We start from the raw sequence: 23,982 nt of genomic DNA on the forward strand, positions 1-23,982 counted from the left end.
AGCAGGCAGGAGGCATCCGGCCGGCAGACCGGTGGGCAGGGAGCAGCGCGCCCCCTGCGCTGCACCGGCCGCGGGCTAGCGCGGCCGGTGCGCGACGCCGTCAGCCGCTCAGCCTTCCTTGCTGCAATCGCGCGGCGTGATGCCCTTTTCCTTGGCGTACTTCGCCGCCGACTCCTCGATCATGCCGCGCACCATTTCGCGGTCAGGCTCGATCCAGTCGGAAACGATCTTCCACTGCTTGCCGTCCCACTGCTGGTATTTGACGAGGCCGGAGCCTTCGTGATCGGCGCAGGTGATCTTCAGGTTGGGCATGAAGCCTTCGGCGCCGAGTTCCTTCAGGCGCTTGGCATCGATGTCGATATGCTCGAAGCCCCAGCGCATTTCCTCGCCGGACAGCGGCCGCTTGCCGTACTTGCCCTGCGCCGTGCGGATCGCCTCGACGGTAATGATGCCGTGCACCACGCCGCGGTTGTAATAGACCGAGCCGATGCGCGACTTGTCTTCCATGTTGCCCTTGTTCTGCTTGTAGACCTTGTCCTGGATCGCCTTGATCACCGGATAGTTCGGGCCGGCAACGTTGAAGCCGGCGGCGGTGAAGCCCTTCGAGGCATCGCCGGCCGGGATCGCGTCTTCTTCGGCGCCCGACCACCAGACGCCGACCATCTTCTCGCGCGGATAGCCGGTCTTGGCGGCGGCCTTCAGCGCCGTCGGGTTCATCACGCCCCAGCCCCAGAGGATCACCCAGTCAGGCTTTTCCTGACGGATCTTCAGCCATTGCGACTGCTGCTCGTTACCCGGATGCGCCACCGGCAGCGGCACGAAGCTGAAGCCATGCTTCTGCGACTGCTTTTCGAGCACGCTGAGACCTTCCTTGCCGAAAGCCGAGTCGTGATAGAGGTAGACGATCTTCTTGCCTTTCAGCTTGTCGATGCCGCCTTCCTTCGAGCCGATGTATTTCACCATCGTCGTCGCCTGGCTCCAGTAGGTGGTGATCATCGGGAAGACCCACGGGAAGACACGGCCGTCGGCGGCGTCGGTGCGGCCGTAGCCGATCGTCACCATCGGAATCTTGTCGGCGACGACCTTGTCGAGCACCGAGTAGGTGATGCCGGTCGACACCGGCTGGAACACCGAATTGCCGGTCGAGCCCTTCTTCTTCAGCCGCTCGTAGCACTCGACGCCGCGCGCGTTGTTGTATTCGGTCTCACACTCTTCCCAGGTCAGCTTGACGCCGCCAACGCCGCCATCGCGCTCGTTGATCATCGCCATGTAGTCGATCCAGCCGCCAAAGACGCCGGAACCGCCGGCAGCGTAGGCGCCGACGCGGTAGCTCGGCAGGCCGATGAACTGCTCCTTCGCCTGCGCGAAGGCATCGGCGACGGCAGTTGCCAGCAGGCCGCCGACGATGACGGAACCGACCAGGGTCTTGCTCAGGGTTTTCGTTTTCATCCGTGTCTCCTCCAAGAGGTTTTTATGTCAGTGCGGGAAAGGCCAGAGGCGCAACTTCTCCTTGCCGATCTGCCACAGTCTTGCCAGACCGTGCGGTTCCACGATCAGGAAGAAGATGATCAGACCGCCGAAGACGATCAACTGCAGATTGGAACTGACGCTGGGCGGCAGCACACCGGCCAGCCATTGCTGCACGATCACGTCGAGCGCGATCGGTAACAAGACGATGAAGGCGGCACCGAGAAAGGCGCCCGAAATCGAGCCGACGCCGCCGATGATGATCATGAACAGGATCTTGAACGACAGGTCGAGACTGAAGCCCTCGGGTTCCACCGTGCCGATGTAGGCGAAAGCGTAAAGCGCGCCTGCCACACCACAGTAGAAAGAGCTGACGGCAAAGGCAAGCAGCTTGGTATGCATGATGCGGATGCCGATCACTTCGGCGGCGACGTCCATGTCGCGCACCGCCATCCACGCCCGCCCGACCGAACTCCTGACCATGTTCTTGGCCAGCAACGCGAGCACGACGACGATCGCCAGCACCAGCAGATACTTGGCTTCCGGCGTGACGAAGCGGTAGCCGAGTATCTCCATGTCCTGCGCGGTAATGACACCCGACGACGAATAGTTGGAGAACCAGCCGACCTTGGTCAGCAGCCAGACGATGAAGAACTGCGCCGCCAATGTCGCCACCGCCAGATAGAAACCCTTGATGCGCAGGCTTGGCAGGCCGAAGGCGATGCCCACTGCCGCCGCCGCCAGCCCGCCACCGATGAAGGCGAGCAGGATCGGCATGCCGTCGACGCGCAGCATGAAGTTGTAGCTGGCGAAGGCACCGACCGCCATGAACGCCGCCGAACCGAGCGACAGCTGGCCGGCATAGCCGGTGAGGATGTTCAGGCCGAGCGCGGCCAGCGAAAAAATCAGGAAGGGGATCAGGATCGCCTTCAGCCAGTACTCAGAGAAGAGCATCGGCACGGCAAAGAAGGCGATGGCGAGAATGATCAGGATGCCGATGCGGTCCTGGCGGATCGGAAAGATCTGCTGGTCGGCGGCATAACTGGTCTTGAACTGGCCGGCTTCACGGTAGAGCATCGGTTTCCCTTGCGCGAAAGAGGAGCAAAGTGGGTGCGATCAGCGTTGGTCAGACACGGTCGATGTGCTTCTCGCCGAACAACCCTTCCGGGCGGACGAGCAGGAAAGCCAGCGCCATGACGTAGGGGAACCACGAGTCGATGCCGCCGCCGACGTATTCGCCGAGATAGACCTCGGCGAGCTTTTCGGTCGAGCCGATGATCAGGCCGCCGACGATGGCGCCGGGAATCGAGGTGAAGCCGCCGAGGATCAGCACAGGCAAGGCCTTCAGCGCGGTGAAGGTGAGCGAGAAGGAAACGCCGTTGCGCGCGCCCCAGATCAGACCGGCGACGAGCGCGACGAAACCGGCGACGGCCCAGACGATGCGCCAGATCGTCTGCAGCGGAATGCCGATCGACAGCGCCGCCTGGTGGTCATCGGCGACCGCGCGCAGGGCGCGGCCGATGCGCGTGTACTGGAAGAACAGCGCCAGCAGCGTCACCAGCAGCGCGGCGACGCCGGCGCCGAAGAGGTCGAAGGTCGACACGCCGATGCCGGTCGAATCCATCAGCCACTGCACCGGAACGTCCTCGATGCCGAGTTCGAGGCCGCGCACGTTGGCGCCCCAGACGCCCTGCGCCAGGCCCTCGATGACGTAGGTGAGGCCGATCGTTGCCATGAACAGCGTGATCGGCGGCTGGTTCACCAGCGGCCGCAGGACGACGCGCTCGGTGACGATGCCGAGAACGACCATCACCGCGAACGCCGCCAGCAGCGCCGCCGGGAAGGGCAGCCCCATCTCCTGAAAGCCGACAAAGGTCAGCGCGGCGGCAAAGACCATCGCCCCCTGCGCAAAGTTGAACACGCCCGAGGCCTTGTAGATCAGCACAAAACCCAGTGCGACGAAGGAGTACATCACTCCCGAGAGCAGACCGCCGAGCAGGACTTCGATGAAGAATTGCATGTCGTCTCCGTTTCGCTCAGTGCGCCACGCCCAGATAGGCGGAGATCACTTCGGGGTTGTTGCGCACCTCGTCGGGCGTGCCGTCGCCGATCTTCTTGCCGTAATCAAGGACGACGACGCGGTCCGAGATGTCCATGACGACGCCCATGTCGTGTTCGATGAGCACGATGGTCGTGCCGAACTGGTCGTTCACGTCGAGGATGAAGCGGCACATGTCCTGTTTTTCCTCGACGTTCATGCCGGCCATCGGCTCGTCGAGCAGCAGCATCGTCGGCTCGGCGGCGAGCGCGCGCGCCAGTTCGACCCGCTTCTGCAGACCGTAGGGCAGGCGACCGACCGGCGTCTTGCGGATGTGCTGGATTTCGAGGAAGTCGATCACTTCCTCGACCTTGTGCCGGTGCTCCAGCTCTTCGCGGCGCGCACGCCCGAAGTGGATCGCCTGCTCGAGGAAGCTGGCGTGCATCTTGGTGATGCGCCCGGTCATGATGTTGTCGAGCACGCTCATTCCCTTGAACAGCGCGATGTTCTGGAAGGTGCGCGCAATACCCTGCTTCGCCGCCTTGTGCGGCTCCATCTTGCGCCGCTCCTCGCCGTGAAAGACGATGCGCCCTTCCTGCGGGTGATAGACGCCGTTGATGACGTTGAGCATCGAACTCTTGCCGGCGCCGTTCGGACCGATGATCGCGCGCACCTCGTGCTCGCGAACGTTGAACGAGATGTCGGTGAGCGCCTTCACGCCGCCGAAGCGCAGCGAGATGTTCTGCAGGTCGAGGATGACGTCGCCGATCTTTCTTCCACTCATGGGGCTTTCCTGTGGGCGTTGGGACGGACGGGCGCGCTCAGGCGGCCTGACGGACGAGACTTACGACGGGCAGGGTCTTCGCGTCGAGAATCTGCAGATCGGCGGCAACGCGGCCGGTGCGGCCGTCCTCGAAACGCACCTGCGTCTCGATGAACTGCGAGCTGCGGCCCGTGTAAAGGGCTTCGATCAGCACGGCGTACTTTTCGGCGATGAAGCCGCGCCGCACCTTGCGCGTGCGCGTCAGCTCGTCGTCGTCGGGATCAAGCTCCTTGTGCAGGACGAGGAAGCGATGCACCTGCGAATCGGCGAGCATGCCCTCGCTGAGCAGCTGCGCATTCACCTCTTCGACACATTGCCGGATCAGCTGGCAGACGTCGTCCTTGGCTGCCAGATCGGCGTAGCCCGAGTAAGCGATGCCGCGCCGCTCGGCCCAGTTGCCGACCGCGCCGATGTCGATATTGATGAAGGCGCAGACCATCTCGCGCTGATGGCCGAAAGCCACGGCTTCCTTGATGTAGGGGAAGAACTTGAGCTTGTTCTCGATGTAGTTGGGCGCGAACATCGCCCCGTTGGCGAGCTTGCCGACGTCCTTGGCGCGATCGATGATCTTCAGGTGGCCTTCCTCGTCGAAGAAACCGGCGTCGCCGGTCATGAAGTAGCCGTCGGCGTTGATCGCCTCGGCCGTGGCGTCGGGGCGCTTGTAGTACTCCTTGAGCAGCATCGGCCCCTTGACGAGGATTTCGCCGTTGTCGGCGATCTTCACCTCGACGCCGGGCGCCGCCTTGCCGACCGAGTCGAACTTGATTTCGCCATCGGGCTGCAGGCAGACGTAGGCGCAGGTCTCGGTCTGCCCGTAGAGCTGCTTCAGGTTGATGCCGATCGAGCGGTAGAAGCGGAAGAGATCGGGACCGATCGCCGCACCGGCGGTATAGGCAACTCGGATGCGGCTCATGCCGAGAACGTTCTTCAGCGGCCCATAAACGAAGAAATTGCCGAGCGCATAGCGCAGGCGATCACCGCCGGCAACCGGCTTGCCGTCGAGGATTTCGGCGCCGCAACGGCGCGCCACGTCCATGAAGTAATGAAACAGGCGCCGCTTGGGCGCACTCGCATCCTCCATGCGGATCATCACCTGCGTCAGCAGGTTCTCGAAAACGCGCGGCGGCGCGAAGTAGTAGGTCGGACCGATCTCGCGCAGATCGGTCATCACCGTTTCGCCCGACTCGGGACAGTTGATGGCGAAGCCAACCAGCATCGCCTGCGCCAGCGAAAACAGGTGGTCGCCGACCCAGGCCATCGGCAGGTAGGAGAGGATTTCCTCGGCGTCGCTCAGCCGGTCGAACTCGACGCCGCCCTGCGCCGCGCTGATGAACGCCCGGTGCGTCAGGCAGACGCCTTTCGGCTTGCCGGTCGTTCCCGAGGTATAGAGCATGACGCCGACGTCGTCGGCGCTGCCGAGCGCGATTTCTTCCGGCAGAAAGTCGGGGTGGTCCTTCTGCCGCACGCGGCCGACACCGATCAGCTCCTCGATGTCGTGCAGGAATGGCTGCGTGTAGTGACGCATACCGCGCGGGTTGTCGTAGGCGATGTGCTCGAGCAGCGGCAGCTGGTCCTTGATCTCGAGCAGCTTGTCGACCTGTTCCTGATCCTCGACCAGCGCAAAACGCACGCCGGCGTCCTGCAGCACGAACTTCATTTCCTCGGCGACCGCATCCTGATAGAGCGGAACGGGGATGCCGCCGATGCACTGCACGGCGACCATCGCCATGTAGAGGTTCGGCCGGTTGTCACCGACGATGGCGAGGTTGTCGCCACGGCGAAAGCCGAGCTCGGCCAGCCCGCAGGCGAGCGCGCCGGCACGCTCGGCGACTTCGCTCCAGCTCCACGTCTGCCAGATGCCGAGATCCTTCTCGCGCATCGCGGTCTTGCCGCCACGCACGCGAGCGTGGTGGCAGAGCAGGCGCGGGAACGTATCCAGCGCCTGCGAAGCGGCCGTTTCCGGCATTTTGTCTCCTCCGGTCCTTGTCTGTTTTCGCCCGGCATGGAGCCGGGCGCCGAAGTTTTTTTGCCGACTTTCTGTCGGCTTTTTATGGTTTCGATTCTAGCCGTATTCCGGCCTGTTGCGGTGCTGCTGAATTCCTCCGGCATCCTCGTGTCAGCTGCCGCGCGGGCAGTCTGCTGACGGCCTGCTGCAAGGATGATGGCAGGATCAGTCTAAGACGTCAGCGGCGGTACAATTGTCACGCAACCGACATTTGACGGGGTTTTCGGAAAAATGCGTTCGCTTGATGAGATGCTCGGCAGCCTGCCCTGGGCGCACGATCTGCCGGCGGCAGAACTGGAGAGAATCAAGTCCGGAATTGTCGTCCGCAGCATCGCCGCCGGAGCTTATGTGTGCAGGCGCGGCGAAACGGTCGAACACTGGATGGGCGTCGTTGAGGGGCTGGTCAAGATTACCTGCGACGGCATCTGCGGCAAGACCACCACCTTCACCGGCGTCGCCAGCGGCGGCTGGTTCGGCGAGGGGTCGCTGCTCAAGAACGAGCCGCGCCGCTACGACGTCATTGCCTTGCGCGAGTCGCGCATCGCCTTCATGAACCGGGCGGTCTTCCAGTCGCTGCTCGACCACAGCATCGCCTTCAACCGCTTCCTCATCGTCCAGCTCAACGAGCGCCTCGGCCAGTTCATCGGGCTGATGGAACACGAGCGCCTGCTCGACATCGAGGCGCGACTGGCGCGCGGACTGGCGTCGTTGTTCAACCCGGTGCTCTATCCGGGCGTTGGTGCCCGCCTGCAGATCTCGCAGGAAGAACTCGGTTTCCTCGCCGGAATTTCGCGGCAACGGGTCAATCGGGCGCTGCGCACGCTCGCCGAGGCCGGCCTGCTGCGTGCCGATTACGGCAGCGTCACCGTGCTCGATCTGGCCGGGCTGCGCAGCTACGGCAGCTGAGTACGCAGAGGCTCGCCACCCCCGGAAAACATTATTTAACCTTTCTGAACCTTTTGTCACAACGTCCGGTCTGTCCGTCTTTGGCAAACCCGCGCGAAAGCCGGGGACGCAAAGCCACCGGGCTACTGACAGGTTCACATCGTCAAAGCTAGCGGGGTTGCCGGGCCGCTCATCGGCCGAGCAAGCGTCTCCAGACTTGCGTCGCGACACTCTGGAGACAGACGATGATCAAAGCTTCCCCGCTTGGCCCCTATTCCGCGCGCCACCGTTCCGCTTTCGCCGGCATGCTGGCGCTCGCTTCGTGGACCGTCGGCAGCGAGGCGCAGGCGCAGACCTACGCGCCGTGGCTGCGCCAGATCGGCATCACCAACAGCATCGAGTCGGCCGCCGCCTGGGGCAAGGGACAGCTGCTCGGCGTCGTCGACACCGGCATCAACGCGACGCATCCGCAGTTCGCCAGCGGGCAGGTGTCGCGGGCGCTGAGTTCCTGCGCCGCCGTTTCCTTCCGCTGCAGCAACGGCTTTGCCGATGACAATGGCCACGGCACCGCCGTCGCCAGCATCGCCGCCGGCAACCGTGTTTCGCAGTTCGGCACGATCAGCGCTGGCGGCTACACGACGGTCGCCGGCAACTTCATCGGCGTCGCGCCGGCGGCCAACATAGTCGCCGAGAAGGTCCTCAACGCCGCTGGATCGGGCTATTCGACCGACGTCGCCAGCGGCGTGCGCAAGGCCGCCGATGCCGGCGCCGGCGTCATCAACGTCTCGATCACCTACGGCAACGACGCTGCGACGGTTGCCGCGATCAACTATGCGACGTCAAAAGGCGCTTTCATTGTCTGGGCCGGCGGCAACAGCGCACAGAACCTGCTCAACAATGCCTCGACCTCGGGTCTGACGGCGACGGCGATCCAGCGGATCGTCTTTGCCGGCTCGGTCAATAGCGCCAACGGCGCCTCGAGCTTCACCAACAAGCCGGGCAGCGGCAATCTGGTCAATACCAGCGGTGCGGCCACCAGCTACGCCAAACGCTGGGTGATGGCGCCGGGCGAAGCGATCCTCGCGCCGTATACCGTTGCCGGCAACAACGCCTACATGCTGTGGTCGGGCACCTCGATGGCGGCGCCGATCGTCAGTGGTTCGCTGATGCTGCTGCAGAATGCCTGGCCGATCCTGAAGACCAACGGCACGACCGCCAACCTGCTGCTGGCGACCGCGACCGACCTCGGCAGCAAGGGCGTCGACGCCACCTACGGCAACGGCCTCGTCAACCTCTCGGCGGCGTTCAATCCCTACGGTGCCCTGACCGTCACCAAGGCCAACGGGCAGACGGTGGCCGTCAATTCGATCACGGGCGCCCTGCTGTCCAGCGGCGCCCTCGGCAGCCTGAGCGCGATCCAGTCGAAACTGGCGAACTACACGGCCTTCGACGGCTACGCGCGCAACTTCTCGGTCAATCTGTCCGGGCTGATCAAGTCGCCTTCGTCAGTAGCGACACGCAACGCGCTGCCGACCAATGCCTACAGTGCACCGAAGGTGATGAAGTACGCCGGCGGCGAACTCGCGTTTTCACTGCAGTCGAGCGGCGACGCCATGTCGCATCTGGGCGAGTTCGGCTATATCGCCGACTTCGATACTGCGCCGACGGTCGGCTGGTCGCTGTTCACCGACAAGGCCGGCAGCGTCACCGGCTTCGGCTACGGCGGCTCGTCCTCGTACCCGTTCGCCAAGGCACTGTTCAACGACGACCTGATCGCCCGCCAGATGAGCGACTTCGACGCGGCGAGTACCGCAAATCTCGCCCAGCGCGGCTACCAGTTCAGTTACGGCGCCAGACTTGCACCCGAACTGCGCGTCGCCGCGTCGTATTCGGCGACGCCGCGCGACACGCTGATGCAGACGGCGACGGCGCAGAGTTCGCAGGTGAAGATCGGCGCCTCCTACCAGTTCAATACGCGCGTCAGCGGCGGCCTCACCTACGGCAATCTCGACGAACAGAGCTCGCTGCTCGGTGCCGCCTACGAGAGCAACAGCATTCTCGCGCTCGGCAGGAACTCGACGCAGGTACTCGGCGTGTCGCTGGCCTGGCGGCTCGATCAGCAGAGCAGCGTCCTCGTCAATGGCGAGTTCGGCTACACCCGTGGCAGTCAGGGCGGCGCCAACAGCCTGTTCGCGGCAACGTCGGCGCTGCAGTCGCAGGCCTTTGCCGTGACCTACCTGCGCGAGAACCTATTGACGAAAAATGACCAGTTGCTCGCGTCGGTCAAGCAGCCGCTGCGTGTTGCCGCCGGCAGCGCCGCGATCGTCACCGCCTCGGTCGACGAACAGGGCTACGCGGTGTACGACCGCAGCTGGAACAGCCTCGTCCCGGACGGTCGCGAGATCGACCTGACGCTGAACTACCGCATGCCGCTCGGCAAGAGCAACACTCTGGCGCTGCAGGCGATGTACCAGAAGGACGCAGCGAACATCGCAGGCAACAATGCCAGCCAGTTCGGGGTGCTGTGGAACGGGCGCTTCTGAGCTGCGGAATGAGAGAGGAAAGCGACGCGGCGAATCCTGAATTTCAGACAGAGGATTAGCAGCGCCCGGTGGGCTCATCATCCTCATCGATTGCCAGCCAGGCAGCGTCGGGCCAGCTCGCCACCCAGGCGGGAATTGCTTCCGCCGGCATTGGCCGCGCGATGCCGTAACCCTGTACCAGATGACAGCCCAGGCGCAGCAGCCGCCGCGCCTGGGCGATCGTTTCGACGCCTTCGGCAACCAGCCGCCGCTGGAAAGCTGCGGCCAGTCCGATCACCCCGGAGACGATCGCCAGATCGCTCGGATCGTCGAGCATGCGGCTGACGAAGGACTGATCGATCTTCAGCGTGTCGGCCGAAAGGCGGCGCAGGTAGGCGAGCGACGAGTAACCGGTGCCGAAATCGTCAAGCGCAAAACCGACCCCCAGTTCGCGGCAGGCGACGATGATCTGCTCAACCTTGGCAGCATCTTCAATGTGCGAACTCTCGAGCACTTCGATTTCCAGACGGCTCGTCGTCGGCCCCGAACAGGCAAGTAGCAGCTGCCGCAAGCCACTCAAGAAATCGGGGGCCAACAAATGCTGCGCCGTGATATTGACGCTGAGCGACAGATCCAGTCCCTGTTCGTGCCAGCGCTGCATCTGCTCGAGCGCCTCGCCGATCACCCAGTTGCCGAGCGCAATCATTACCCTGTCGTCCTCGATCGCCGGCAGGAAGGCCCCCGGCAGAAGCAAGCCGCGCTCCGGATGACGCCAGCGGATCAAGGCCTCCGCACCAACGACACGTTTCAGTTTCAGGTCAACCTTCGGCTGGTAATGCAGAACGAACTCGCGACGCGCGAGGGCCGCGTAGACGCTGTCGACACTCTCCCGCTTGGCGCGAACACGCCGGTCACTTTCCGGATCAAACACCACACTATCTCCGGAACCGCGATGCTTGGCCTGGATCATCGCCTGCAAGGCGTGCCGCAGCAGCGTTTCGGGATCGGCGTTGTCCTGCGGATAGATCGTCACCCCGATGCTGACCGAAACGGTTACGCTGGCACTGTCCGAAATGAAGGGCTCAGCGAGCCGCTGCTGCAAATCCTGCAGGATCAGCAACACTTCTTCCTCACTCTTGATGCCGAGAACAAGCAGCGCGAACTCGTCGCTGCCGACGCGGATCAAGGTATCACCACCACGCAAACTGCTGCGCAGACACTCAGCGGTATTGATCAGCAGGTGATCACAAACGGTCTGCCCGTGCGTGGCATTCAGTGCGGCAAAAGAATCGAGATCGAGATAACAGACCGCCATCGAGCTCGCCGACAGCTGGCATTGAAACAGCCCCTGGCGTGCCCGCTCGGCAAACAGACTGCGATTGGGCAGCCCGGTCAGTGGATCATAGTTAGCCGACAGTTCGAGCTGCTGACGGTGCTGTGTTGCCATCAGGCGCAGATACTCTTCGGCCTGCCGACGCTCGCTGCTGTCCTGCAGGATCAGTATCTGCGCGGCACGCCCGTTGAAATCGTAGTTGCGCACACGCGCGTCGGCCTCAAGCACGTAAGCGTCGCGGTGCGCGAGACGCAGGCGCAGCGGCGGTGTCAGGCGGCCTGGATCGGCAGCCAGCCCTTGCGCCACAGAACGCAAAGCAGCGCCCTGCTCTCCCGCTTCGGCAAATGGCAGCGGCTGCGCAAGCCACTTTGTTTCCGGATAGCCGAACAGATCGACACACGCTGCATTCACCGCCAGTACCTGCCAGGAAAGCGGGTCGTAGACGATCAGCGCCAGCGGGCTGTCGGTGAAAAGCACGCGGTTGCGCGACTCGCTGACTGCCAGTTCAGCCCGGCATAGCGCCAGCACTTTTGCCAGGGAATGCGGATCTGCATCGGCAAGGTGGCTCTGCCGGTTGTGCAATTTTTCCATCTCTTTCCCTCATGCCCCCCTGAGGATCGAAGCCGCCAGCGCCGACAGCGGCAATGACCGATCGACGGCACCGAGCTTGACCGCTTCTCTGGGCATCCCGTAAACAACGCAGCTTTCCTCGTCCTGCGCCAGCGTGAAGGCGCCGGCATCGTGCATCTCCTTGAGGCCGCGCGCGCCATCGTCGCCCATTCCGGTCATGATCACGCCCATCGCGTTCTTGCCCGCATATTTGGCGACCGAACGGAAGAGCACGTCAACCGACGGGCAATGGCGATTGACCGGCGGTCCTTCCCTTACCTCGACGATGTACTGGGCACCGCTACGCGCGAGCTGCATCTGCTTGCCGCCCGGAGCGATCAGCGCAACGCCGGGCAACACACGCTGCCCGTTCTTTGCTTCCTCGACGCGAACCTCGCACACCGTATTCAGGCGAGCGGCAAAGGATGCCGTGAACATCGCCGGCATGTGCTGGACGATCACCATTCCTGGCGAAACGCGCGGCAGCGCACCGAGCAGCACCTCGAGCGCGACCGTACCGCCGGTCGAGGTGCCGATGGCAACGATGCGCTCGGTGGTCTGCGCCATTGCCAGCCGCGGCTGCGTGCGTTCGGTCGCCTGACTGCGCAATTGCGCACTGCGCTTGACCGCGCCCATGTTGGCGCGCGCCGCCGATTTCACCGCGGCGACCAGGTTGTCGCTCGAATCCTTGAGGAAACCCTCGACGCCGAGGCCCGGCTTGGCAACGATGGCGACGGCGCCGGCGGCCAGCGCCTGCAAGGTCGTTTCCGCACCGGCGGTGGTCAGCGACGAGCAGACGATTACCGGCGTCGGCCGCTCGGCCATCAGCTGGCGCAGGAAGGTAATGCCGTCCATGCGCGGCATCTCGATGTCGAGCGTGACGACATCGGGCCAGTCGCGACGCATTTTCTCGATCGCGAAAATCGGGTCGTGCGCGGTGCCGATCACCCGGATGCCGGGATCCTGATCGAGGATGGCGCTCATCACCTTGCGTACGACCGGTGAATCGTCGACCACCATGACCTTGATTTCGCTGCTCATCCGGGATGACTCATCGCAATGTTCGCCACGCAGCGAAACAATCGGCCAGGGCTGTTGCGCAATCGGGCCTGTATCGCGCGGCCACCGATGCCATCGCGATTACTCAAGCAGGTCTCCCGACTTGATCACCGCCATTTCCTCGATCGACAGGACGCGACCGATGTCGAGAATGATGACGAAATTGCCGTCGACGCGAGCCATGCCGGCGATGAAATCGGTCTGCACGCGGGTACCGAAGGCCGGTGCCGGCTCAATATCCGACGCCGCAATTTCCATCACCGCGTTAACCCCGTCGACCATCAGGCCGAGGATGTGCGTCGCACCTTCATGTTCGACTTCGACGATGACAAAACAGGTGCGCTGGCCAACCGCGACCGACTGCCGGCCGAAGCGCACGGCGAGGTCGATCACCGGCACCACCGACCCGCGCAGATTGATGACCCCTCGTACCGAAGCGGGCATCATCGGCACCGAGGTGAGCGGCGTATAGGCGATGATCTCGCGCACGCGAAGAATACCCACGGCATAAACTTCGCCGGCCAGGCGAAAAGCGAGGTACGGCTGCTCCACCACCGGCGTGGCCGTTACAACCTGACCCGCGTTGTCCGGATCCGCGGCTTTCGCGACGTCTCCGGGAACTGTCAGCGTTTCATTGCCCATGACATGCCCCTCAGAAACTTTCGAAATCCTTCAGCTGGACGTCCTCTTTACCCGCGCGCTTCGCCGGTTCGGATTTTGCTGCTCTGGGAGTGCCGACCACACGCGCCGCCGCGCCATTGGCGATCTTGAATTGCGCCATGATCGCAAGGAGGTTCTCGGCCTGCGCGTTCATTTCCTCGGCGGTCGCGGACAGCTCCTCCGATGTCGCGGCGTTCTGCTGCGTGGCGGTGTTCAGTTGCGTCATCGCGTCGCTGATCTGATGCACGCCGGTCGACTGCTCTTCCGACGCCGCGGTGATTTCGCCGACCAGATCGGCCGTCTTGCGTATCGCCGGAACGATGGTTTCCAGCAGGGCACCGGCACTCTCGGCCGTTTCGACGCTGCTGCTCGCCAGCTGGCCGATTTCCTGCGCCGCGATCTGACTGCGCTCGGCCAGTTTCTTGACCTCGGCGGCAACGACGGCGAAGCCCTTGCCGTGCTCGCCGGCACGCGCCGCCTCGATCGCCGCATTGAGCGCGAGCAGGTCGGTGCGGTAAGCGATGTCGTCGATGATCGAAATCTTGCTGGCAATCGCCTTCATCGCCGCCACTGTCGAACGCACCGCCTCGCCACCCGACAGGGCGTCGGTCGAAGTCTTGCGCCCGATGGCGTCGGTCGTCTTGGCGTTGTCGGTGTTCTGCGCGATCGACGCCGACATCTGCTCGATTGCCGCCGTCGTTTCTTCGAGGCTCGATGCCTGTTCCGAAGCCGCCTGCGACAGCCCCTGCGAAGTCGCGGAAACCTGGGTCGACGCGCTGTTCAGCTCGTCGGCCGACAGACGGACCTGGGTAATCGTCGCCGACAGCTTCTCGACCATGTTCTTCATCGCCGACAGCAACTGGCCGGTTTCGTCCTTCGACTGCGCCTCGATCTTCGCGGTCAGGTCACCTTCGGCGAGCCGGTTCGCGACGTCAACCGCCTGCCGGATCGGTGCCGTGATGCTGCGCGTCACCCACCAAGCGAACAGGATCGCGATCAGCACCGAGGCAATCGACAGGGCAAGCACCAGCGTCCGTGCGGTCTGCGCTGCTTCGGCAGCGTCCTTCGCTGCCTGCTGGTTGAGTTCCTTCTGAAGAAGGCTGAACTTCTTCAGTGCGCCGACAAATTCGTTGGCGGCGACGCCGAAGTCGCCGAGCAGGAAGTCCGACGCCTTTTTCGAGTCGTAGGTGGGCGAATTGCTGTCGGCGATTGGCAGCAACTTGTCGAGCGCGACGTAGTACTGGTTCGCGGCATTCTCCATCGCCGTGAAGGCCTCCCTCGCTGCGTCGCTGTCGAGTTGCTGCTTGAGGCTCTTGAACAACTCGTCGTTGCGCTTGCGCATCTCGGTAATTGCTTCTGCCTGCGCCTTGTTGTAGGGCAAGCTCTCCGAAATTAGCAGATTGCGGACGGTGCGCGCGATCATCAGCGTGTTTTCGGTCAGCTCGGTGCTCGCCTCGATCCGGGGAATCCGGTTATCGACGATCACCGATGTCGCCTGATTCAGTTCGGCAATGCGCAACAGCGAAGTCACCGAAATGCTCACCAGAAGAACAAGCACCAGGCCGAAGCCGAGTCCCAGACGCGTACCTATTTTGATGTTCTTGAACATTTTCGACTCCGTTGTTTAACTTGCAATCGATTCAACAGCTTCACTTGCTGACAATGCCGCCTTGCGTGCCGGCCGCTTTCCTGCCGCAGCGGCGCAGTGCCTGACCAGCGACGGCACGTCGAGAATCATGCCGACCTCGCCGCTGCCGATGATGGTCGAGCCCGATACCGCCGGCACCTCGGAAAACAGCGGGCCGAGCGGTTTGATCACGGTCTGGCATTTGCCATAGATGCGATCGACGACCAGACCGGCGCGACGCGCGCCGAAACGGACGACGACAACACGCGGCCGCGGATGGCCGTTGCCACGCTCACCGAAGATCTCGCGCAGACGAATGAAAGGCAGGGCCTCGTTACGTTGGTCGAAGTAGTCGCGGTCGCCGACATCGGCGGGTAATTCGATGCACTCGACGACCATGTCGAGCGGAATCACGAAGTGCGAGTCGCCGACGCCAACGTGGAATCCGTCGATGATCGCCAGCGTCAGCGGCAGGCACAAGCGCATCGTCGTTCCCTGCAACGGCACCGACTCGATATCCAGCGTGCCGCGCAAGGCCTCGATATTGGCGCGGACGACGTCCATGCCGACGCCGCGGCCGGACAGGTTGGTGACTTTCTCGGCGGTCGAGAAACCCGGCGCCAGAATCAGGCGATAGACATCCTCATCGGACAGATTGTCGTCGGCCGACGCCAGCCCCGATTCGATCGCCTTTTTCAGGATGCGCTCGCGGTTGAGGCCACCACCGTCGTCCTTGACCTCGATGCTGATCGCTCCCGATTCGTGATAGGCGTTGAGCTCGAGCGTACCGCGCGCCGGCTTGCCGCGTGCCCGGCGGACTTCAGCCGGCTCGATGCCGTGGTCCATCGAGTTGCGCACCAGATGCATCAAGGGGTCGGCGATCTTCTCGACCATCGACTTGTCGAGCTCGGCGTCGGCGCCGTGGATACGCAACTCGATGTCCTTGCCGAGCTCTTTCGAGACGTCGCGGACAACGCGCGGAAAACGCGAGAAGACTTCGCCGATCGCCACCATGCGCAAGCGCAAGGCCATGTCACGGATGTCCTCGACCAATGAAATCAGCACGTCAGCCGATTCCAGGATATCCGGCCGCTGCAGGCCGCTGATCCGCGAGTGGGTGCCGACACTGGCGATGACCAGTTCGCCGACACGATCGATCATCGCGTCGAGCCGCTCGGCCGGCACCTTGACCATCTTCGACTCGGCACCACGCTTGTCCTCGACGCGTTTCTGCTTTTCGGCAGCGGCAGCGACCACCGGCGGCAGCACGGCACCTTGTTCGATCAGGATGTCGCCGATGCGCTCGGGCTCTGCCTGCCGCTTCTGCTGTTCGAGCGCGTGTTCCAGCTCTTTAGCCGTGATCGAACCGCAGGCAACCAGGATTTCGCCGATGCGTGCCACCTCGGCCTGCTGCGATTCGATCAGCGTGACGAACTCGGCGATCTTGCTCTGCGGCGGCAGGATGACGATGTTCGAACCTTCCTCGATGAAGTCGAAAACGCCCTCGATCTCTTCCTTGCTCGCCGAGCTGCGCAGCGCAACTTCAAAGCCGAGGTAACAGAGCTCGGGATCGGCGTCGTCAAACTCGGGCAGGGCATCGACAATGGTTTCGACATGCGCCAGCTCGCCGTACTGGCTCAGATAGTTGATGAACGCCAGCGGATCCATTCCGTCCTGCAAGATCTTGCGATCGAAGCGCAGCGACAGATGCCAGTGCTCGGCAGCTCCGGGCTCGGACTTGCCAGCTGCTGCACTCGCCGACGCCGATGCTGCCGGAACGGCTTCGCCTCCTAGCCAGACTTGCAGGCGGACGATCAACTCGTCGCTACGCGTGGTCTCCGGTTCGCCGCCGTTGGCAAAAACCGAGATCAGACCGGAAATATGGTCCTGGCACTCGAGCAGCAGACTGATCAGCTCACTGTCGAAACTCAGATGGCCCTTGCGCAACTGATCAAGGACGTTCTCGACGACATGCGTGAAGCGCACCACCTCATCCAGACCGAACAGCCCGCCCGATCCCTTGATCGTATGCGCGCAACGGAACAGCGCGTTCAGATCGTCTTCGCTGCACGCCTCGTCTTCGGCACGCAGCAGTATTTCTTCCATCTGTCCGAGAAACTCGGTCGCCTCCTCCATGAAGGTACCGAGCGCCTGCGCCAGTGCATTGGATTCAATGCTCATCGCACACTCCTCTCAGGATTCGGCTGCAACGGCAGCAAGCGGCGCATCGAGCGCGCTGCCCAGATTGGCAATTCCGAGCAGCCGCAACACCGCCGGCGAATGTCCGCTCAGACGCACCTCGGTGCGCGGATTGCGTTTGGCGAGCAAGAGCAGCTGCAAGCCGGCAGTGTCCATGTCGCTGATTTCAGACAGGTCCACCTCAAGCTCGCTCACGCCTTCCATGGCCTCGGCCAGGGTCGCCCTGATCTCTGCCGCGGTGTAAATCGTCAGTTCGCCGCTGAGGCTGAGGCGAGCCGTGTCTGCTACTGGCTGGTCGCTCATCGCGGCATCACATCAGCAGTTTCGTCACCGCTCCCAGCAGTTGCTGGGGCTGGAAAGGCTTGACCACCCAGGCCTTGGCTCCCGCGTCCTGACCGGCCTTCTTTTTCTCGTCGGAGCCTTCGGTGGTCAGCATGATGACCGGAACAAAACGGTAGGCCGGATTCTTCTTCAGTTCGCGGACAAAAGTGATGCCGTCCATGTTGGGCATGTTCACGTCGCTGATCACGAGATGCACCCGCTGCCCGGAGAGTTTTTCCAGCGCGTCCTTGCCGTCGCAGGCTTCAAGCACCTCGTAGCCCGCCTGTTTGAGGGTTATCTTGACGACCTGCCGCATCGAGGAAGAGTCGTCAACGATCAATATGGTCTTGCCCATCACTGCTCCTGGCGAGTCTGTTAAAAGAAGGTAATTTCACTGTCTGCGACTTTCGCTTTCGCGGCAGTCGCATGCGAATCGCGCTGTTCAAGGGTGGTGTAGGTTCTCTCGAGATCCGCCACCCAGGCCTTTGCATCAAAGAGCTCGGGAGCCTCGCCACGCTCGATGCGCCTGTTCTGTTCGCGCACTGCCGACAGGAATCGGTCGACGTCCTTGAAGACTGCCGCCAATATCTGGCTGATCCGGTCATGCGACTGCAGGTTCACGATCACCTCTTCGACCATCCCGCGCACGCTCTCGCTGCCGGTCTCCATCTGTCGGGAGTTCGCGGCGAGCCCCTCGACGACTTCGCGGAAGCGGTCGAGCACCACGCGGATCGTCGTGTCGGCATTGCTCGTCAGGGACTCGTTGGCTGCCGCCATATGACTGGCAGTCAGCAGTGCCGCATTGGTGGCGACGTTGACCGCGTCGACCTTCACCTGGATCTGCTTGCCCAGCGCCCCGGATTCATCGGAGAGTTTGCGCACCTCATCGGCGACGACGGCAAAGCCGCGCCCGGCCTCGCCGGCTCTGGCCGCCTCGATCGCCGCGTTGAGGGCGAGGAGGTTGGTCTGATTGGCAATGCCGGCCACCGCCGTGGCCATCCGCTTGAGCTCATCGGTCACCGCGGCCAGACTTTCGAACTCGCGCAGCATCGGTTTCTGATCGTCGAACGCATGCTTGAGCCGTTCAAGCATGCTGCCCAGCTCGCTGCGCGACTGCTCGATGACGACGACGACGCCGCCGCCACTTCCGCCATCGCGGCTGTCGAGCATTTCGCCGAGTTTGCCGAGGATGGCGGTGAATTCGGTCGACAAATGGGCGCCCGCGTCCTCGGACTGCTGCCGGGCGAGATCGACGTGGCGCGACCAGCGCGCCATCGACGCGTCAGCAACTTCGTGCAGGCTGCGGGTATAGGGCTCAAGCCCCGTTCCGCCCGCGTGCGTCGCGTGCATCTCGGTCTGCCGGAATTCCGCGGCTGGCGCCGGACGGGAAAACCTGCGCGACTCCCAGAACGACAGCCCCACGGCCAACAAGAGCAAGCCCCCGCCAATCGCCAGATCAGGCAGAAGAAAGCCACCTCGCCAGAAAATCACGATGGCGCCAACGACTGAAACGAGAATTGGCCCGACAACGAATCGGGAGACGGCGGAAGAAGAGTTCTGCGTATTCATTTATTGGCTTGGACCAGTTTGGCGGCTCGCCGATCAGCTTGGGGAGGAAGCCCCCGGTTGGCGGAGAAGCGCGCGGGAAGAACGAGGCGCAAGAGCACAGCGCGGCAATAATGAAAGCATACCGACGCAAAAATTAACCAGACGCCATTGGCACCCGCGATATTCGTACCGGCGGACGATGGCGAAAGCGGGTTGCCGGACCGACAGGCGGATCTTTCTCGGCGTCGAGGCGAGGCCATCTGATGCGGACATCGCCTCTCGGCGAATGCCGGCACGAAGGCCAGCAAAAGCATCCCGCCGACGACCGGGCATGTCGCCAGGTGAGCTTATGGTTCGGGGGACTCCGCCAAATTCGCAATGCTCAGACATTCCTGCCAATCGCTTACAGATCAAGGACAATTCATTGTCACGCATTCATCGACGCAATGACAGACAGAAAGATTCAAGCCGAGGTCGGCAGAAGCCGATTGCTCTTTGGTGCCAGACGAAACTTCCAAAGCACGCATCGCTACGCGAGACAAAGTCTTTCGATCGATGCAGTTGCGCAACAGACTCATGCAATTCGCCATTTTTTACATCAAGTCTTCATATCCTCTGCGTATTTTTGCGTACGCATTTGGCAAACAACATTAACAAACTAGTGCGGTTGGTCGCACGGTGCCAGCCCCAGCTGAACAGCATCACCCATGCCGTATCAATGCTTGCGCCAAGGACAAGTATTGATGGTGCAAGTTCCGTATGATTGCGTCACGGACACGACGATCATCAAGCTGCATCGGAGACGGCACGAACTCGGGCAAACGACCGTAAATGGCGGGCTGCGCACATTTGCGGCAAGGCAAGAGCCCCTGTCCGGGTGGTGAAATCCGGTCAGGGCCGGCAAGCAGCCGGCCGCGATCTGTTTATTGCAACGCACTGCGCAGGGAACACAATGACGAGTATCGCCTACGGTTTCTGGGACGGTCAGACCGCTGACCTGCGCACCGGGAACACCTCGCTGCCGGCCGGCTGGCCCGAACTTGAGGGTTTCGACTTCTTCAACCAGGGCAACCCGATCCGCGCCTTCATCGGCGATCGCGGCTTTCTGGTGTTCGATGACTCGGTCTGCCTGATCGATGCCTTCCGCCGTCAGATGGAGATGGCGGCGCAGCAATCCTGCGGCAAGTGCACGCCCTGCCGGATCGGCGCGCCGCTGATCCGCGACGCGCTGGCGAGCTATGCCCAGGACCGGCCGGGTCCGCTCGATCTCGACGGGATCATCGAACTCGCCCGCCAGATGACCGACTCGTCGCTGTGCGGGCTCGGTCGCACCGCGCCGGTGGCGCTGCTCGGCGCGCTCACGCATTTCCGCGCCGACGTCGAGGCCGAGATCGCGCAGGCGCAACCGCTGCCCGCGCAGCACGGCATGGAGTACATGACGGCGCCGTGCATCGAGGCGTGTCCGTCGAAGATCAACGTGCCGCGCTACATCGACTACATCCGCGACGGCAAACCCTCCTACTCGCTCGGCGTCATCCTGCAGAAATACCCGATGGCGGCGACCTGCGGCCGCGTCTGCGTGCGTTTCTGCGAGATGGCCTGCCGGCGGGCGCTGGTCGACGAAGCGGTCGGCATCAAGACGCTCAAGCGCTATGTCGCCGACCATCAGCAGGGACCGAACGCGCTGCGTTTCACGCGCGACCTGATCAGCCGCCCGCTGCCGCCCGACATGCGCGTAGCGGTGGTCGGCGCCGGGCCGGCGGGCGTTTCCTGCGCCTATCACCTGCTGCTGCACGGCTATCACGTCGACATCCTCGAAGCGCTCGACGAAGCCGGCGGCATGGCGGCGATCGGCATCCCGAGCTACCGCCTGCCGAAGGACGTGCTGCATTCCGAGACCGACATCATCAACAGCCTCGGCGGGCGCTTCCTGTTCGGACAGGCGATGGGCCGCGACTTCGGCATCGACGAGCTGTTCGCGCGCGGCTACCGCGCCGTCTTCCTCGGCCTCGGCTGCCAGGAGGGAACGCGCATGGGCGTCGCCGGCGAAGATCAGGCGACCTCGGGCTACGAGACCGGCATCAGCTTCCTGCTGCAGGTACACGACCACATCGCCGGCACGCGCAAGACCGAACTCAGTGGTGACGTGGTCGTGGTCGGCGGCGGCAACGTCGCCATGGACTGCGCGCGCTCGGCGCTGCGCATGGGCGCCGAGCGCGTGCATCTGGTGTACCGGCGCACACGCGCCGACATGCCGGCCGACCCGAGCGAGATCGCCGCGGCCGAGGAGGAAGGCGTCATCTTCCATCCCTTGCTCAATCCGACGCGCGTGCTGCTCGCCGACGGCCGGGTGACCGGCGTCGAACTGGTGGCGATGCGCCAGACCGAAGTCGATGCCAAGGGCCGGCGTGGCGTCGAGCCGGTTCCGGGCAGCGAACAGCTGATGAACTGTGACACGCTGATCGCGGCGATCGGCCAGACCGTCCAGAGCGGTGCCATGCGCCCCGAGGACGGCGTCAAGCTGACGCGCTGGGGCTGGGTCGAGATCAATCCCTTCGACCTCGCCACCTCGCGCCCCGGCGTCTTCGCCGGCGGCGACTGCGCCTTCGGGCCATCGACGCTGATCCACGCCATGGCCAACGGCCTGCAGGCGGCGCGCAGCATCAACGACTGGCTGCAGCTGGGCCACACCAGCTTCTTCCCGCGCACGCACATGCGCGCGCTGCTGCACAGCCGCAAGCTGCTCGCCGCCGACTTTGCGGAAGTACCGGTCAAGCGTGAGTACCGCGTGCACCACCCAGAACTCGACCCCGAGGTAAGACGCACCATGTTCGAGGAGGTCGAAGCGACGATCAGCGACGAAGAAGCGTATCGCGAAGCCAAGCGCTGTCTGCGCTGCTACCGCATCTACTCGGTCGTCACCGAACGGCCCATCCCGGAAGGAGCGGAGCTGTCATGACCCCGCCAAGCAATACCGATCCGCTGATCCTGATCTCGATCGACGGCCAGACGCTTGAGGCGCTGCCCGAGGAGAGCATCCTCGCCTGCGCCCGCCGTCACGGCATCTACATCCCGAGCCTGTGCGAACTCAACGACATCGATCACGCACCCGGTACCTGCCGCGTGTGCATGGTCGAGGTGGCCAGCCAGGATCAGGCCTCCGCGCCACTGCTCGCCGCTGCCTGCGTCACGCCGGCGCGGCCGGGAATGGCAGTGAACACCCACTCACGCCGCGCGCGTGAAGCACAGCGGCTGCAGGTCGAGCTGATGCTCGCCGACCACAACCAGGATTGCGCCACCTGCGTGCGTCACGGCAACTGCGAATTGCAGGACGTGGCGCAGTTCGTCGGGCTGCACAGCAACCGCTTCTTCGACCGTTCGCGCGCCATGGGACGCACAGTCGACCGCTCGTCGCCAGCGATGGTCCGCGACATGAGCAAATGCGTGCGCTGCCAGCGCTGCATCGCCATCTGCCGGCAGGGGCAAACGGTCGACGCGCTGGTGGTCACCGGCACCGGCCTCGACACGGCCGTCGGCCTGCATCACGGTCTGTCGCAGGCCGAATCGACCTGCGTCACCTGCGGTCAGTGCGTTCTCGTCTGCCCGACCGGCGCGCTCGGCGAACGCGACGAAACCGACCGCGTGCTCGACTACCTGTTCGACCCCGAGATCGTCACCGTCTTCCAGTTCGCGCCGGCGGTTCGCGTCGGCTTCGGCGAGGAGTTCGGCTTTCCCGTCGGCACCAACGTCGAAGGGCAGATCATCGCCGCGTTGCGCCAGCTCGGCGCCGACATCGTTCTCGACACCAATTTCGCCGCCGACGTGGTGATCATGGAGGAAAGCGCTGAGCTGCTGCGCCGCCTCGGCGAGCGCCGGCGGCCGACCTTCACCTCGTGCTGCCCGGCGTGGATCAACTTCGCCGAGCGCCACTACCCGGACCTGCTGCCGCTGCTCTCCTCGACCAAGTCGCCGCAACAGTGTCTCGGCGTGATCGCCAAGACCTATCTGCCCGAGCGCATGGGCATCGATCCGGCGCGCATCCGCGTCATCTCGATCATGCCCTGCGTCGCCAAGAAGGACGAGCGCACGCGGCCGCAGCTGCAGCTGGCCAACGGCATGCGCGAGGTCGATCTGGTGCTGACGACGCGCGAGTTCGCGCGCCTGCTCAAGCGCCGCGGGCTCGACCTGCGCAACCTGACGCCGTCGACCTTCGACAACCCCTACATGAGCGCCTACTCGGGCGCCGGCGCCATCTTCGGCACCACCGGTGGCGTCATGGAGGCCGCGGTGCGCACCATGTACCGCATCGTCAACGGGCGCGAACTCGAGCACACCGAGGTGACGCCGCTGCGTGGCTTCGAGGGGCTGCGTACCGCCGCGGTCGAGGTCGGCGGCTCGGTCGGCACGGTAAAGGTGGCGATGGCGCACGGTCTGGGGCCGACGCGCGAGCTGTGCGAGCGCATCCGTGCCGGAACGGCCGACTTCGATTTCATCGAGATCATGGCCTGCCCGGGCGGCTGCGTGGACGGCGGCGGCAACCTGCGCTCGAAGAAGGCGTACCGGCGCAACGCGCTCAAGCGCCGCGACACGCTGTTCGCCATCGACCGCGCCAACGGCGTGCGTCAGTCGCACAACAACCCTCAGGTGCAGGCGCTGTACCGCGACTTTCTCGAACAGCCGTTCTCCGAACGCGCGCACCAGTTGCTGCACACCTGGTACAGCGACCGCAGCATCGCCATGACGCAGACGGTCAAGGACGTCTGGGACGAGATCACCATGAGCACGACGATCTACTGAGCGGCAGCGCAAAAAAAGCGGCGAGGTACTTGGCCTCGCCGTCGTTTTTTTCTCCTCACCCTGCGGGTTCTGACTGCGCCCGGCCCCTG

Annotated in this window: 17 protein-coding genes and 1 riboswitch; of the genes, 4 read left to right on the forward strand and 13 right to left on the reverse strand. The window is 63.7% G+C overall.

All coding sequences use genetic code 11. The features are described 5' to 3' along the window. Positions 1-108 precede the first annotated feature (108 nt). From GGD90_RS01450 to GGD90_RS01470, 5 genes are read right to left on the reverse strand one after another with little or no spacing between them, the layout of a single operon-like run. Complete coding sequence (locus GGD90_RS01450) at positions 109-1,449, reverse strand: ABC transporter substrate-binding protein (protein ID WP_153115064.1); 1,341 nt, start codon at positions 1,447-1,449, stop codon at positions 109-111. Positions 1,450-1,476: 27 nt separating this feature from the next. Further along, positions 1,477-2,544 carry a branched-chain amino acid ABC transporter permease gene (locus tag GGD90_RS01455; RefSeq protein ID WP_153115063.1) on the reverse strand — a complete coding sequence of 356 codons (1,068 nt, stop codon included), beginning with the start codon at positions 2,542-2,544 and terminating at the stop codon, positions 1,477-1,479. Between the two features lie 49 nt (positions 2,545-2,593). Next, a complete protein-coding gene (locus GGD90_RS01460; RefSeq protein WP_153115062.1) occupies positions 2,594-3,487 on the reverse strand; it encodes a branched-chain amino acid ABC transporter permease in 894 nt (297 codons plus the stop codon). Positions 3,488-3,503: 16 nt separating this feature from the next. Then, positions 3,504-4,289 carry an ABC transporter ATP-binding protein gene (locus GGD90_RS01465; protein ID WP_153115061.1) on the reverse strand — a complete coding sequence of 262 codons (786 nt, stop codon included), beginning with the start codon at positions 4,287-4,289 and terminating at the stop codon, positions 3,504-3,506. 37 nt (positions 4,290-4,326) lie between these two features. Beyond that, positions 4,327-6,294, reverse strand: a complete 1,968-nt coding sequence (locus tag GGD90_RS01470) for an AMP-dependent synthetase/ligase (RefSeq protein ID WP_153115060.1) — start codon at positions 6,292-6,294, stop codon at positions 4,327-4,329. Between the two features lie 270 nt (positions 6,295-6,564). Between GGD90_RS01470 and GGD90_RS01475 the strand changes: the two genes are divergently transcribed. Together GGD90_RS01475 and GGD90_RS01480 are read left to right on the forward strand one after the other, a co-directional pair. Further along, positions 6,565-7,239 (forward strand): Crp/Fnr family transcriptional regulator, encoded by a 675-nt coding sequence (locus tag GGD90_RS01475; RefSeq protein WP_153115059.1) that lies wholly within the window; start codon positions 6,565-6,567, stop codon positions 7,237-7,239. Between the two features lie 72 nt (positions 7,240-7,311). After that, positions 7,312-7,404: riboswitch (cyclic di-GMP riboswitch) on the forward strand. A 59-nt stretch (positions 7,405-7,463) separates the two neighbouring features. Further along, complete coding sequence (locus GGD90_RS01480) at positions 7,464-9,761, forward strand: S8 family peptidase (protein WP_153115058.1); 2,298 nt, start codon at positions 7,464-7,466, stop codon at positions 9,759-9,761. Positions 9,762-9,816: 55 nt separating this feature from the next. On the opposite strand, the gene GGD90_RS01485 is transcribed toward GGD90_RS01480, so the two are convergent. The 8 genes from GGD90_RS01485 to GGD90_RS17945 all read right to left on the reverse strand — a co-directional run bounded on the left by GGD90_RS01485 (position 9,817) and on the right by GGD90_RS17945 (position 18,898). Then, a complete protein-coding gene (locus tag GGD90_RS01485; RefSeq protein ID WP_153115057.1) occupies positions 9,817-11,664 on the reverse strand; it encodes a putative bifunctional diguanylate cyclase/phosphodiesterase in 1,848 nt (615 codons plus the stop codon). 9 nt (positions 11,665-11,673) lie between these two features. Further along, the gene (locus GGD90_RS01490; RefSeq protein ID WP_153115056.1) at positions 11,674-12,723 is read right to left on the reverse strand and encodes a protein-glutamate methylesterase/protein-glutamine glutaminase; all 1,050 of its coding nucleotides are present in this window, start codon (positions 12,721-12,723) and stop codon (positions 11,674-11,676) included. Positions 12,724-12,822: 99 nt separating this feature from the next. Further along, positions 12,823-13,383 (reverse strand): chemotaxis protein CheW, encoded by a 561-nt coding sequence (locus GGD90_RS01495; RefSeq protein WP_153115055.1) that lies wholly within the window; start codon positions 13,381-13,383, stop codon positions 12,823-12,825. Between the two features lie 10 nt (positions 13,384-13,393). Further along, entirely contained in the window at positions 13,394-15,010 is a 1,617-nt protein-coding gene (locus GGD90_RS01500) for a methyl-accepting chemotaxis protein (RefSeq protein ID WP_153115054.1), read from the reverse strand. Positions 15,011-15,025: 15 nt separating this feature from the next. Further along, positions 15,026-17,209 (reverse strand): chemotaxis protein CheA, encoded by a 2,184-nt coding sequence (locus GGD90_RS01505; protein WP_153115053.1) that lies wholly within the window; start codon positions 17,207-17,209, stop codon positions 15,026-15,028. A 12-nt stretch (positions 17,210-17,221) separates the two neighbouring features. After that, entirely contained in the window at positions 17,222-17,530 is a 309-nt protein-coding gene (locus GGD90_RS01510) for an STAS domain-containing protein (RefSeq protein WP_153115052.1), read from the reverse strand. A 7-nt stretch (positions 17,531-17,537) separates the two neighbouring features. Then, on the reverse strand, positions 17,538-17,903 hold the full coding sequence (locus GGD90_RS01515) for a response regulator (protein WP_153115051.1): 366 nt from the start codon (positions 17,901-17,903) through the stop codon (positions 17,538-17,540). A gap of 20 nt (positions 17,904-17,923) precedes the next feature. Then, a complete protein-coding gene (locus tag GGD90_RS17945) occupies positions 17,924-18,898 on the reverse strand; it encodes a methyl-accepting chemotaxis protein (protein WP_184414890.1) in 975 nt (324 codons plus the stop codon). Positions 18,899-20,048: 1,150 nt separating this feature from the next. Here GGD90_RS17945 and GGD90_RS01525 point away from each other — a divergent pair. Next, complete coding sequence (locus tag GGD90_RS01525) at positions 20,049-22,055, forward strand: FAD-dependent oxidoreductase (RefSeq protein ID WP_153115049.1); 2,007 nt, start codon at positions 20,049-20,051, stop codon at positions 22,053-22,055. After that, a complete protein-coding gene (locus tag GGD90_RS01530) occupies positions 22,052-23,893 on the forward strand; it encodes a [FeFe] hydrogenase, group A (RefSeq protein ID WP_153115048.1) in 1,842 nt (613 codons plus the stop codon). The genes GGD90_RS01525 and GGD90_RS01530 overlap by 4 nt, the downstream gene beginning before the upstream one ends. Positions 23,894-23,982: the final 89 nt, after the last annotated feature.

The sequence above is a fragment of the Rhodocyclus tenuis genome, from assembly GCF_014197755.1.
Lineage (GTDB): Bacteria > Pseudomonadota > Gammaproteobacteria > Burkholderiales > Rhodocyclaceae > Rhodocyclus > Rhodocyclus tenuis.